This window comes from Burkholderia sp. MS455, assembly GCF_016899445.1.
Taxonomy (GTDB): Bacteria; Pseudomonadota; Gammaproteobacteria; order Burkholderiales; family Burkholderiaceae; genus Burkholderia; species Burkholderia pyrrocinia_C.
Genome location: NZ_CP041779.1, coordinates 1,204,702 through 1,217,269, shown reverse-complemented (window position 1 = coordinate 1,217,269; position 12,568 = coordinate 1,204,702). Strand labels below are relative to the sequence as shown.

The following is a 12,568-nucleotide window of genomic DNA, read 5'->3' as shown; positions in this document are numbered from 1 at the left end:
CTTCGTCTGCCATTCAGCCCATCGATGCGCTATTCGGTCGAAATCAGAAAGTTTCTCTACAGCCAGTACTTTTTCGGCGGCCTGCGGATCGCGGTCGGCGTTTCGCTGCCGGCCGTGCTGTGCCTGATCGTGTTTCACAACCGGGAGCTCGGCTTCACGATCTCGACGGGTGCGCTCGGCGCGTGCGTCGTCGACATGCCGGGCCCGCTCAAGTACAAGCACAACGAAATGCTCGCGTGCAGCGTGATCGGCTTCCTGGCCGCGCTCGCCACCGGCCTCGCGACACCGAACATCTTCGCGCTGTGGCTCACGATCGTGCCGCTCACGTTCGTGCTGTCGCTGATCGTCGTCTACGGCAACCGCTGGCCGCAGATCAGCTTCGCGACGCTGTTCATGATGGTGATGACGCTCGAGGAGCAATTCACGCCGCTGCAGGCGTTCGTCAACGCCGGCTGGATTCTCGCGGGCGGCCTCTGGTATACGTACTGGGCCACGCTCGTGTCGCGCTGGCAGGCGCGCCGGATCGAGCAGCAGGCGCTGGCCGAAAGCCTGTTCGCGTGCGCCGACTACCTGCTCGCGCGCGCGCAGTTCTACGACCTCGATGCCGATCTCGACGAGTGCTACCGCAATCTCGTCGCGCGGCAGATCACCGCGGTCGAAACGCAGGAAACCGCGCGCGACATCGTGCTGCGCAACCTGCCGAAGCTGCGGCGCGGCAAGCTCGATCCCGGCCGCACGACGATGTACAACCTGTTCATCAACAGCGTCGACCTGCACGAGCTGTTCGTCGGCGCGCACACCGACTACCCGCTCGTGCGCAACACGTTCGGCGGCTCCGATCTGATCATTTTCTACCGCGACCTGATCCGCAAGGCGGCCGCCGATCTCGAGGAGATCGGCCTCGCGGTGCTCGAAAACCGCGCGCCGCATTCGCGGATCAGCGTGAAGGCCGAACTGCGCGCGATCGAGTACGAGATCGAACTGATGCGCAAGAAGAACTTCGCTGCCACCAACGCGGAAGCGTATGCGGCCGTGCTCGCGACGTTCCGGCGCATCTGGAGCGCGACGCGCCTGATCGAACGGATGCGCCGCAACCTGTCGGGCCACGCCGATCCGCAGCAAACCGAACTGAAGATCGACAAGGCGCTCACGCGCTTCCTGCAGCGCCGCCGGATGTCGCCGCTGCTGATCTTCTCGAACCTGAACATGAGCTCGCCGAGCTTGCGCCACGCGCTGCGCGTGACGATCGCGGTGGCGGTCGGCTTCTGGCTCGGCAGGCTGCTGCCGCTCACGAACGCGTACTGGATCGTGATGACGACCATCATCATCCTGAAGCCTGGCTATTCGCTGACCAAGCAGCGCAATGCGCAGCGTATCGTCGGCACGCTGATCGGCTGCGCGGCGAGCATCGCGCTGATCTACACGGTGAAGGAGCCGCACCTGCTGATCGCGATCATGTTCGGGTCGATGGTGATGAGCTACAGCCTGCTGCTGTTCAATTACGCAGCGAGCGTCGTATTCACGTCGTCGTACGTGCTGCTGATGTTCCACCTGCTCGCGCCGGGCAGCATGCGGATCATCGGCGAGCGCGCGATCGACACCGTGATCGGTTGCATGATCGCGATCGCCGCGAGCCGGCTGTTCCCGTACTGGGAATACCGGCTGATGGGCAAGCAGGTCGCCGACATGCTCACGGCGACCCGCAAGTATTTCGAGGCCGTGTGGCGCGTCGGGCGCGGTGTGTCGCCGCCGCCCGTACCCACCGCCGACGGCGCGGCCGTGGTGCCGGTCATCGCCGCGGCGGTCGAGACGCCGGCCGCGAGCCTCGACGACGACTACCGCTACCGCCTCGCGCGCAAGGACGTGCATATCGCGTTCGCGAACCTCGGGCAGGCGTTCCAGCGGATGATGATCGAGCCGAAGGCGCACCAGCGTTTCGTGCCCGAGCTGAACGACCTGCTCGTGCAGACGCACGTGCTCGGCGCGCAGATCACGGCCGCCGCGCCGCTGATCCGCAACGCGTGCTCGGCCGACGGCGGCCTCGTCCACGACGACGCGCTGCAGCGCGGCCTCGCGGCCGTGCTCGACAATCTCGAGAAGGCCGAGGCCGGCGAGCCGCCGCCCGCCGATCAGCTCGAAGCGTCGAAGCAGATCACGCGCGATCTCGACGCGATGGTCGTGTCCGCGGAAAAATCCGCTGCGGTCGGCGCCGAACTCACGCACGACCTGAAGGTGCTCGCGCACCAGTGCAAGCAGATGCTCGCGTCGTCGCTGCTGATCCGCAAGGACGCGAGCGTGATCCGCCTGCCCGCCTGACCCTCCCCGACCGTTCCCGCCGATGGCCGGCCCGCGCACGCCGCGGCCCGGCCACCGGCGTTCCCCGATTCAACGAACCCCGAAGCATGACCCGCCCGTTCCACTCGGCCCGCGCATCCGCCGCGCGACCGCCCCACGCCCTATTCCGCGCGTCGCGCCAGTCAGGGAATACCCGATTCCGGTTACCGGGCCCGGCTTGTTATCATTCGTTCACATTCAAGTTGTATATACAACTTGACGCAGTCGGACCGGTCCCGCTCGCCCGGTCCGTCGCATAACGATATCGGAGACTCGATGAAAAACTTGCAGCGCCACCTGAGCGCGCGGCACATCCGCTTTCTCGCGCTGGGCTCGGCGATCGGCACGGGCCTGTTCTACGGCTCGGCGTCCGCGATCCAGCTCGCGGGCCCGGCCGTGATCCTGGCGTACATCCTCGGCGGCGCGGCCGTCTACATGGTGATGCGCGCGCTCGGCGAGATGGCCGTGCGCGAACCCGTCGCCGGCTCGTTCGGCCATTACGCGACCGAGAACCTCGGCCCGTTCGCGGGATTCGTCACGGGCTGGACCTACACGCTCGAAATGGTGATCGTCGCGATCGCCGACATCACCGCGTTCGGCATCTACATGGGCTTCTGGTTTCCGGATGTCCCGCAATGGATCTGGGTGCTCGCGGTCGTCGCGATCATCTGCGGGCTGAACCTGTGCCACGTGAAGGTGTTCGGCGAGCTTGAGTTCTGGCTGTCGATCATCAAGGTCGGCGCGATCGTCGCGATGATCGGCGGCGGCGTCGCGATCCTGCTGACCGGCATGCACGTCGGCCATTCGGCCGACGTGCCGACGTTCGCGAACCTGTGGAACCATGGCGGCTTCTTGCCGAACGGTATCGGCGGGCTGATCGCGTCGCTGTCGGTCGTGATCTTCGCGTACGGCGGGATCGAGGTGATCGGGATGAGCGCCGGCGAGGCGAAGGACCCGGAGCGCGTGATTCCGCGCGCGATCAACGCGGTGCCCGCGCGCATCCTGCTGTTCTACGTGCTGACGATGGTCGTGCTGATGTCGATCAGCCCGTGGACGGGCGTCGGCGGCGACGGCAGCCCGTTCGTGCAGATCTTCTCGGCGCTCGGCGTGAAGTCGGCCGCGACGATTCTCAACCTGGTCGTGATCAGCGCGGCGATCTCGGCGATCAACAGCGACATCTTCGGCGCGGGCCGCATGATGTTCGGGATGGCGCGGCAGGGCCAGGCGCCGCGCGTGCTGACGACGACGTCGCGACACGGCGTGCCGTGGGTCACGGTGCTTGTGATGGCGGGCGCGCTGCTCGTCGGCGTGCTGCTCAACTACCTGATGCCGAAGGACGTGTTCCTGATGGTCGCGGCGATCGCGACGTTCGCAACGGTGTGGGTGTGGCTGATGATCCTGCTGTCGCAGGTTGCGATGCGCCGCCGCCTGTCGAGCGCCGAAGTCGCGGCGCTGAAGTTCAAGGTGCCGCTGTGGCCGGTCGCGCCGGCACTGACGATCGCGTTCATGGGTTTCGTGATCGTGATGCTCGGCTGGTTCGAGGATACGCGCGTCGCGCTGTATGTCGGCGCAGCGTGGCTCGCGCTGCTCGCGGCCGTGTTCTACGCACGGATCCGCCCGAAGTTCGCGCCTGCGTCACATTGACGCACGGCTGACCTGCCTGCCCGGCGCGCCAGTTTCGGCGCCCGCTTCTTTCCCGGCTCCGCGCGGCGACTGCCGCGCCGGAAGCTGCGGGCCTCCCCCTTCTCAGCATTGCACCGCCGTACGCGGCCCGAGCGGGCCGCGCATCGGGACGTCAATGCGATGCCGCGCTCGTCGCCTCGGCCGGATGGGCCTCGTCGTACGCGTGCTTCTGCGAAATCGCGTTGTACAGGATCGTCCCGATCACGAGCAGCACGGCCACGACGATCAGGATGCTCACGTTGCGGACAGGGTTCTTCTTGCGCTGATCGTTCATGGTCGGGGCGATTCCGTCAAATTCGTCGAAGCGGGCATTCTACGCGCTTGCGCCACCACCGCGACTTCCCGTTTCCGATCCCCGACCCTGCCTTCCCTACCGCTTGCCGCAAGCTTTCATTTGATAATCGTTCCCATTTCGATCTAGAATCCAGAGTCTTTCATTCTGTAATGTTCCGGATCGCTCGGGCGGCAGGCGCGCCCCGGAACGCTCCCCTCGTCCACCTGCCCCACCGGAGTCTTCATGTCGAATCTGCGCACCCGCCTGCTGCCGCTCGCCGGCGCCCTCGCCCTTGCCGCGGCCGCATTCGCGCCGCCGGCCCATGCGGCCGAGGAAGTGAGCCTGTACACCACCCGCGAGCCGAAGCTGATCCAGCCGCTCATCGACGCGTTCACGAAACAGAGCGGCGTCAAGGTCAACACGGTGTTCGTGAAGGACGGCCTGCTCGAGCGCGTGAAGGCCGAAGGCGCGCAGTCGCCGGCCGACGTGCTGATGACGGTCGACGTCGGCAACCTGCTCGATCTCGTCGACGGCGGGCTCACGCAGCCGGTGCGCTCGAAGGCGCTCGACGACGCGATTCCCACGAACCTGCGCGGCGCGAACGGCGACTGGTATGCACTGTCGCTGCGCGACCGCGTGCTGTACGTCGAAAAGGACCTGAAGGTCGATGCGTTCCGCTACGAAGATCTCGCCGATCCGAAATGGAAGGGCAAGGTCTGCATCCGCTCGGGCCAGCATCCGTACAACACGGCGCTCGTCGCCGCGATGATCGCGCACGACGGCGAAGCCGCGACCGAGAAGTGGCTGCGCGGCGTGAAGGCGAACCTCGCGCGCAAGGCGACGGGCGGCGACCGCGACGTCGCGCGCGACATCCTCGGCGGCATCTGCGACGTCGGTCTTGCCAACGCGTACTACGTCGGTCACATGAAGAACGCCGAGCCGGGCACCGATGCGCGCAAGTGGGGCGACGCGATCAAGGTCGTTCGACCGACGTTCGCGAACGCGAAGAGCGGCGGCACGCACGTGAACATCAGCGGCGCGACGGTCGCGAAGCACGCGCCGCACAAGGCCAACGCGGTGAAGCTGCTCGAATACCTCGTGTCGCCGGAAGCGCAGGCGCTGTATGCGCAGGCGAACTACGAATACCCGGTGCGCGCGAACGTGAAGCTCGATCCGGTGATCGCGAGCTTCGGCACGCTGAAGGTCGATCCGCTGCCGCTGGCGGACATCGCGAAGCATCGCAAGCAGGCGAGCCAGCTTGTCGACAAGGTCGGCTTTGACAACTGACGCATCGCCCGCCGGCGCGCGCCGCCAGCCGTACCGGCCGCGCCTGCGGCTGCGCGCGGGCAGCTTGTGGCTGCTCGCGGCGCTGGCGATCGCCGCGGCGGTCGCGGCGCCGCTCGCGGTGCTCGTGGCTGCAGCGTTCGACGCCGATCTCGCGCACTGGCGGCATCTCGCCGAATTCGTGCTGCCGCAGGCGCTCGTCAATACGCTGCTGCTGCTCGCGGGCGTCGGCGCGATCGTGTCGATCGTCGGCACGGGCTGCGCATGGCTCGTCACCGCATACGACTTTCCCGGCCGCCGGATGCTGACGTGGGCGCTGCTGCTGCCGCTTGCGGTCCCCACCTATATCGTCGCGTTCGCGTATCTCGACCTGCTGCACCCGATCGGCCCGGTCCAGGGCGCGATCCGCTGGCTGCTCGGCTTCGACAGCCCGCGCCAGTTCCGCCTGCCCGACCTGCGCTCGCTGCCCGGTGCGATCTTCGTGCTCGGCTTCGTGCTGTATCCGTATGTGTACCTGAGCACGCGCGCGATGTTCGTCACGCAGTCCGCGAGCCTGCTCGAAGCCGCACGCACGCTCGGCGCGGGGCGCGTCGCGACGTTCTGGCGCGTCGTCGTGCCGCTCGCGCGGCCGGCGATCGCGGTCGGCGTGAGCCTCGCGCTGCTCGAAACGCTGAACGACATCGGCGCATCGGAATTCCTCGGCGTGCAGACGCTGACCGTGTCCGTCTACACGACGTGGATCACGCGCTCCGATCTCGCCGGCGCCGCACAGATCGCGCTCGCGATGCTCGCGATCGTCGTCGGCATGATCGTGCTCGAACGCTACGGACGCCGCCGCCAGCGCTACGCGCATGGCCGGCGCATGCGGCCGATCGCGCCGCGCCGCCTGACGGGCGCGGCCGCGTGGGGCGCCGCCGCGCTCGGCTGGCTGCCCGTGCTGCTCGGCTTCGGCGCGCCGGCCGCGTATCTCGCGGTCGAGACCGGCAAGCGGCTGCATCTCGTCGGCGGCGTGTCCGCGCAGTTGATGACGGGGCTCGCGAACACGCTGACGATCGCCACCGCCGCGACCGCCGCGACGCTCGCATGCGGGCTCGTCGTCGCATGGGCCGCGCGCGCGCAACGCGACAGCGCCCGCGCGGGCCCTGCCCGCGTGTGTGCGCGGATCGCGAGCCTCGGCTACGCGGTGCCGGGCACCGTACTCGCGATCGGCCTGCTGATCCCGTTCGCCGCGGCCGACCGGCTGTTCGGCACGGTGCTCGGCCGCGACGGACTGCTGCTGATGGGCTCGGCGACCGCGCTCGTCATCGCGTACACCGTGCGCTTTCTCGCGATTCCGGCCGGCAGCATCGAGGCCGGCCTCGCGCGCATCCCGCCGTCGCTCGAACAGGCATCGCGCTCGCTCGGCGAGACGACCGGCGGCACGCTGCGCCGCGTGCACCTGCCGCTGCTGCGGCCCGCGCTGACGACGAGCGCGCTGCTCGTGTTCGTCGACGCGATGAAGGAACTGCCTGCGACGCTGCTGCTGCGTCCGCTGAATTTCGACACGCTCGCGACCTGGCTGTATGCGGAAGCCGCGCGCGGCACCTATGAGGAAGGCGCGGTCGCCGCGCTCGCGATCGTGCTGGCCGGGCTCGCGCCCGTGATCCTGCTCGCCCGCACCCGCCACAAGATCGGAGCCTGAACCCGTGAACCTGCTCGAACTCGATGACCTCCACCTCGCCTACGACACGCCGCAAGGCCGCCGCACGGTGGTCGACGGGCTGAGCCTCGCGCTGCCGCGCGGCGACATCGGCTGCCTGCTCGGCGCGTCGGGCTGCGGAAAAACCACCGTGCTGCGCGCGATCGCCGGCTTCGAGCCCGTGCGCATGGGGCGCATCGTGCTGGACGGTACGCCCGTCGCGACGCCGTCGCTCGACGTGCCGCCCGAGCGGCGGCGCATCGGCATGATGTTTCAGGACTATGCGCTGTTCCCGCACCTGAGCGCGGCCGACAACGTCGCGTTCGGCCTGCGGCGCATGCCGAAGGCCGAACGCCGGGCGCGCGTCGCGGAGATGCTCGAACTCGTCGGCCTCGCCGAATCCGGCGACGCCTATCCGCACGAACTGTCGGGCGGCCAGCAGCAGCGCATCGCACTCGCGCGCGCGCTCGCGCCGTCGCCGGAGCTACTGCTGCTCGACGAGCCGTTCTCGAATCTCGACGTCGATACGCGCGAGCGGCTCGCGTTCGAACTGCGCGACATCCTGAAACGCACCGGCCACACCGCGATCCTCGTCACGCACAACCAGGCCGAAGCGTTCGCGATCGCCGACCGGATCGGCGTGATGAAGGACGGCCAGCTCGCGCAATGGGACACGCCGTACGCGCTGCATCACCATCCGGCCAGCCCGTTCGTCGCGGATTTCGTGCGCCGCGACGCGCTGGCCGACGAACGTGCGCGCGCACTGGCGCGCGGCCGCTGAACCCGCGCCGGCCGCGCGATCCGCAACGGTGCCGCGTCTGCAGCGCGTCAAGCCGGCTCGGCATGATCGCGCACGGGCAGCGCGGTCGAATACTTGATCTGCTCCATCGCAAACGACGAACTGACGTCGAACAGCGGCACCGCGCGAATCAGCTGCTTGTAGACGCGGTCGTAATCGTCGATGCCGGCAACAACGACGCGCAGCAGGTAATCGGTCTCGCCGCTCATCCGGTAAACCTCGACGACTTCCGGCATGTCGCGCACGACCTGCGTGAAACGCTGCGCCCATTCCTCGGTGTGCTGGTTCGTGCGGATCGCGACGAACACGGTCGTGCCGACCCCAAGCTTGCGCGGATCGCACAGCGCAACCTGCGCGCGAATCGCGCCGGTTTCCTTCAGCCGCTGCACGCGCTTCCAGCACGGCGTCTGCGACAGGTTCACGCGCTGCGCCAGTTCCGCGATCGGCAGCGTGGCATCCGCCTGCAACAGCTCCAGCAGCTTGCGATCGATGGCGTCCATTTCTCCAGTCCCTCGTAGATAGAAATTTATTCTATGCATTCTGCATAACGGGGAACAATATGAAAACAACCTCGCCGCGTCGACCGGTATAAATACCAATCCGGTACGCGTGAATCCGCCGCGCGCGCGATCGCGCGGACATACCCTCCTCCAAACGAAAAAGGCGATTCCAACCGTCAAGCTGGAATCGCCTCATGCACCGCCCGTTGCGGCTCGCGTGCCGCGCCCGGGCCCAGGCCGGCGCTCATGCGGCACCGGCCGCTACGCCGCTCAATACGCGACCGTCGCGATCTCACGCACGAAGCTGCCTTGTTCGAGCGCGTCGACGAACGCGACCGCGTAGTCTTCCGCCGAGATCTTGCTGTTGCCCTGCGCGTCCGCGGTCAGCTGGCCGACGCCGGTGCGGAACGTGCCCGTCCGCTCGCCCGGTGCGATCAGCGCGGCCGGCGCGAAGAACGTCCAGTCGAGATCGCCGACCGTCTTCAGGTAGTCGAATGCGTCGCGGTGCGCGAGCGCGACCGCCTTGTACGCTTCCGGGAAGCCTTCGCTGTCGACGAGTTGCTTGCCGGGCGCGACTTCGAGCGAACCGGCGCCGCCCACCACCACGAGCCGCTTCAGGCCCGCCTGACGCGTGCCGGCGACCAGCGCCTTCGCGGCCGCGACGACCTTCGCCGCATCGTCCTGCTTCGGGCCGTACGCACTCGCGACGACGTCATGGCCCGGCAGCGCAGCCGCGATGCTGGCCGCGTCGAACAGATCGGCCGCTTTCGCGGTGATGCCGTCGCCGGCCGCGCCGGGATTGCGCGACAGCGCGGTCACGCGATGGCCGCGCCGTGCGGCTTCCGCGGCGATGCGCGAGCCGATCGTGCCGGTGGCGCCGAACAGCGCGATATTCAAGGAACGTTGCGTCATATCGATTCTCCACAAAGAAAAATATGTAACCACATTAATTACATATAAGACCGAAAAAAACGGGGCGAATCCCCCGTTGCGCCGATCGCCGCGCCCACGCGCCGCCCGGCCTCCTGCCCTGCCTGCCGCCGCTCACCCGCCGGCGCGCCCCGCGTGTTGCTTGCGCTGCTCCGAATCCAGCACGTCGGCCGTTACGTCGGCAAGCGTGCGCGTGGCGAGCGATGCCTCCATCGCGCGCTGCGCGTCGCCGATGTAGTCGATCAGCACGCCCTGGATGTGCCGCCCGACGAGACACGCGGGATTCGGCGCCTCGCGGTGCAGCGCGAACAATTGGGCATCGTCAACCGCGCGATACACGTCGAGCAGCGTGATCTCCCCGGGCTCGCGCGCCAGCAGCGCGCCGCCGCCCGCACCGAGCTGCGACGTGGTCAGCCCCGCGGCCGCCAGCATCGACAGCAACCGGCGGATCAGCGCCGGATTCGTGTTCACGCTGCCCGCGACGATGTCGGACGACAGCGGCGCGCCTTCCTGCATCGACAGCAAGGCGAGCACGTGGACGGCAAACGCGAACCGGCTGCTGGTATTCATTCCTCACTCACTCGGCGACGCCGGCCCGGACCGCAGCCGGCGACAATATGTAACCATGATAATTACATTTTGCGGATCATGCAAGCCCGCATCATTCTCCGCTTGCGGGCTTCGCGCCCGACGCGCTCTGCTGGCTCCACTGCTGGAGCTTCTTGCCGGCTTCCGCGATCTTCGCTCCAGCTTCGGAAGCCGCATGCGCGACGACCGCGGAAGCCGCCGCGTCGATCTGCGCCTGCGCGGCGGACGCGAGGCCGCTCGCGGACAGCGGCGGCACGGCCGATGCCGCGGACGCGATGCCGGCCTTCGCGGCGTTGAGCTGCTGGTTGACGGTGCTCGCCACCTGGTCGAGCGCCTTGGCCGCGTTGTTCGCGGCATCGGCGGCCGCGCTCGCGGCCGTATCGGGTTGGGCGACCGGCGTGCCGGACTTCTCGCAGCCCGCGAGCAACAGCAGCGCACCGGCAGCCACGGCCGCCAGCGCGAACCCGGGCGCGCGACGCGCCCGCGATGTGTTCATGTTCATCAGCAATCTCCGGCCGCGCGTCGCACGGCCTCGTGGTTGGACCGACGTCGATGATACCGCCTGTTGAACAGGCCCAATGACGACCCGTGATTAAAAATGCCTTTCAATTTCGGATTCGTCTGATTCAATCGCGGGCGCTACGCCACTAAAGTGGGCACGCTTCAATCCGCTTCATGCGTGTCCCCTTTTTACTCATGGCTTTCCTCGTCGACTGGTTCATCGCTCTGGCCGCGCTGCTCGCCGCCACCCTGTTCCTGTGCCTGCGCCCGCCGTCGGCCCGCCGCCTGGCCGAAGCCGGACGCTCGCGCCGCATCGCGTCCGCGCGCCTGCTCACGCAGGCCGTGATCGGCTTCTGGACGGCCGCGCTGATCGTCGCGCAAGGCATCCTCGGCCCCGACGGCGACGGCCAGTCGCTCGCGGGCTTCGCGGCGCTCTCGTTCGCCGCGCTCGGGCTGACGACCGTCGCCGCATACTGGTCGGCGTGCGCACTGCGGCTGCGCCGGCCACGCGAACTGTTCGTGCGCCACTGACGCGCCAGATCGGTGCGCAACGGCATACGCCGACGCACCACGCCGCACCCATTCGCACCAGCCCCGCGCTATCCGCACCACATTCGTGCGTTCGGCGCGGCCCCAGCCCGCACCATGAGTGCGCCAACACCGGGCGCGATTCACCGGAATGCCCCGCCACGTGGTGCCTGAGCACCAATTCCACGCAATCGTTCACCAAGTTGGCTCGATACTTGCATTCCTCGCCCGTTTTTTGCGCAAGGAAGCCACGGCATGGATGGTCTGAAATCCGGCGTCGACACACTGTTCCTGTTGATCGGTGCCGTCATGGTGCTCGCGATGCACGCGGGCTTCGCATTTCTCGAACTCGGCACGGTCCGCAAGAAAAACCAGGTCAACGCGCTCGTGAAGATCCTGGTCGACTTCTCGGTGTCGACACTCGCGTACTTCCTCATCGGCTACACGATCGCGTACGGCGTCGAGTTCTTCGACGACATCGGCACGCTGTCGCAGCACAACGGCTACGCGCTCGTGCGCTTCTTCTTCCTGCTGACCTTCGCTGCGGCCATTCCCGCGATCGTGTCCGGCGGCATCGCCGAGCGCGCGAAGTTCAATCCGCAGCTCGTCGCGACGCTGATCATCGTCGGCTTCATCTATCCGTTCTTCGAAGGGATCGCATGGAACGAACGCTACGGCGTGCAGGCCTGGCTCACGCACGCGTTCGGTGCGCCGTTCCACGATTTCGCGGGCTCGGTCGTCGTGCATGCGTTCGGCGGCTGGGTCGCGCTGCCGGCCGTGCTGCTGCTCGGCGCGCGCCACGGTCGTTATGCGAAGGACGGCCGGATCGCCGCGCACCCGCCGTCGAACATCCCGTTCCTCGCGCTCGGCGCATGGGTGCTCGCGGTCGGCTGGTTCGGCTTCAACGTGATGAGCGCGCAGACGCTCGACAAGATCAGCGGCCTCGTCGCCGTGAACTCGCTGATGGCGATGGTCGGCGGCACGCTCGCCGCATGGATGGCGGGCCGCAACGACCCGGGCTTCACGTACAACGGGCCGCTCGCGGGCCTCGTCGCGGTGTGCGCGGGCTCCGACGTGATGCACCCGATCGGCGCGCTCGTCACGGGCGCGGCGGCCGGCGCGCTGTTCGTCGCGATGTTCACCTGCGTGCAGAACAAGTGGCGCATCGACGACGTGCTCGGCGTGTGGCCGCTGCACGGGATGTGCGGCGCGCTCGGCGGCCTCGCGGCCGGCGTGTTCGGCCTGCCGGCGCTCGGCGGTCTCGGCGGCGTGTCGTTCCTGTCGCAGCTCGTCGGCACGCTCGGCGGCATCGCGATCGCCACCGCCGGCGGCACGCTCGTCTACGGCGCGCTGAAGGCGACCGTCGGGCTGCGCCTCGACCGCGAAGCCGAATTCGACGGCGCGGACCTGTCGATCCACCGGATCTCGGCGACGCCCGAACGCGATTGAGCGCCTGACGAACGCCCGAC

12 protein-coding genes are annotated in these 12,568 nt (G+C 68.0%); 7 read left to right on the top strand and 5 right to left on the bottom strand.

The genetic code is table 11. The features are described 5' to 3' along the window. The first annotated feature begins 24 nt into the window (after positions 1-24). Positions 25-2,316, top strand: a complete 2,292-nt coding sequence (locus FPJ27_RS24855) for an FUSC family membrane protein (protein ID WP_204426065.1) — start codon at positions 25-27, stop codon at positions 2,314-2,316. 294 nt (positions 2,317-2,610) lie between these two features. After that, the gene (locus FPJ27_RS24850; RefSeq protein ID WP_204426064.1) at positions 2,611-3,978 is read left to right on the top strand and encodes an amino acid permease; all 1,368 of its coding nucleotides are present in this window, start codon (positions 2,611-2,613) and stop codon (positions 3,976-3,978) included. 151 nt (positions 3,979-4,129) lie between these two features. On the opposite strand, the gene FPJ27_RS24845 is transcribed toward FPJ27_RS24850, so the two are convergent. Beyond that, positions 4,130-4,291 (bottom strand): hypothetical protein, encoded by a 162-nt coding sequence (locus tag FPJ27_RS24845; RefSeq protein ID WP_105390764.1) that lies wholly within the window; start codon positions 4,289-4,291, stop codon positions 4,130-4,132. 243 nt (positions 4,292-4,534) lie between these two features. On the opposite strand from FPJ27_RS24845, the gene FPJ27_RS24840 reads away from it, so the two are divergent. From FPJ27_RS24840 to FPJ27_RS24830, 3 genes are read left to right on the top strand one after another with little or no spacing between them, the layout of a single operon-like run. Further along, positions 4,535-5,578, top strand: a complete 1,044-nt coding sequence (locus FPJ27_RS24840) for a Fe(3+) ABC transporter substrate-binding protein (RefSeq protein ID WP_204426063.1) — start codon at positions 4,535-4,537, stop codon at positions 5,576-5,578. Further along, positions 5,568-7,256 carry an iron ABC transporter permease gene (locus FPJ27_RS24835; protein WP_204426062.1) on the top strand — a complete coding sequence of 563 codons (1,689 nt, stop codon included), beginning with the start codon at positions 5,568-5,570 and terminating at the stop codon, positions 7,254-7,256. The genes FPJ27_RS24840 and FPJ27_RS24835 overlap by 11 nt, the downstream gene beginning before the upstream one ends. Positions 7,257-7,260: 4 nt before the next feature. Beyond that, on the top strand, positions 7,261-8,034 hold the full coding sequence (locus FPJ27_RS24830; RefSeq protein WP_204426061.1) for an ABC transporter ATP-binding protein: 774 nt from the start codon (positions 7,261-7,263) through the stop codon (positions 8,032-8,034). 47 nt (positions 8,035-8,081) lie between these two features. On the opposite strand, the gene FPJ27_RS24825 is transcribed toward FPJ27_RS24830, so the two are convergent. From FPJ27_RS24825 to FPJ27_RS24810, 4 genes are all read right to left on the bottom strand, one after another. Next, the gene (locus FPJ27_RS24825; RefSeq protein ID WP_072435936.1) at positions 8,082-8,552 is read right to left on the bottom strand and encodes an Lrp/AsnC family transcriptional regulator; all 471 of its coding nucleotides are present in this window, start codon (positions 8,550-8,552) and stop codon (positions 8,082-8,084) included. 270 nt (positions 8,553-8,822) lie between these two features. Beyond that, positions 8,823-9,464 (bottom strand): NAD(P)H-binding protein, encoded by a 642-nt coding sequence (locus FPJ27_RS24820; protein WP_204426060.1) that lies wholly within the window; start codon positions 9,462-9,464, stop codon positions 8,823-8,825. Between the two features lie 132 nt (positions 9,465-9,596). Further along, positions 9,597-10,052: an Rrf2 family transcriptional regulator gene (locus FPJ27_RS24815; RefSeq protein ID WP_204426059.1), complete on the bottom strand. Its 456-nt coding sequence runs from the start codon at positions 10,050-10,052 to the stop codon at positions 9,597-9,599. Between the two features lie 91 nt (positions 10,053-10,143). Beyond that, complete coding sequence (locus FPJ27_RS24810; protein ID WP_072435939.1) at positions 10,144-10,572, bottom strand: hypothetical protein; 429 nt, start codon at positions 10,570-10,572, stop codon at positions 10,144-10,146. Positions 10,573-10,766: 194 nt separating this feature from the next. On the opposite strand from FPJ27_RS24810, the gene FPJ27_RS24805 reads away from it, so the two are divergent. After that, positions 10,767-11,102 carry a hypothetical protein gene (locus FPJ27_RS24805; RefSeq protein ID WP_072435940.1) on the top strand — a complete coding sequence of 112 codons (336 nt, stop codon included), beginning with the start codon at positions 10,767-10,769 and terminating at the stop codon, positions 11,100-11,102. A 252-nt stretch (positions 11,103-11,354) separates the two neighbouring features. Beyond that, positions 11,355-12,548, top strand: a complete 1,194-nt coding sequence (locus FPJ27_RS24800) for an ammonium transporter (protein ID WP_072435941.1) — start codon at positions 11,355-11,357, stop codon at positions 12,546-12,548. Positions 12,549-12,568: the final 20 nt, after the last annotated feature.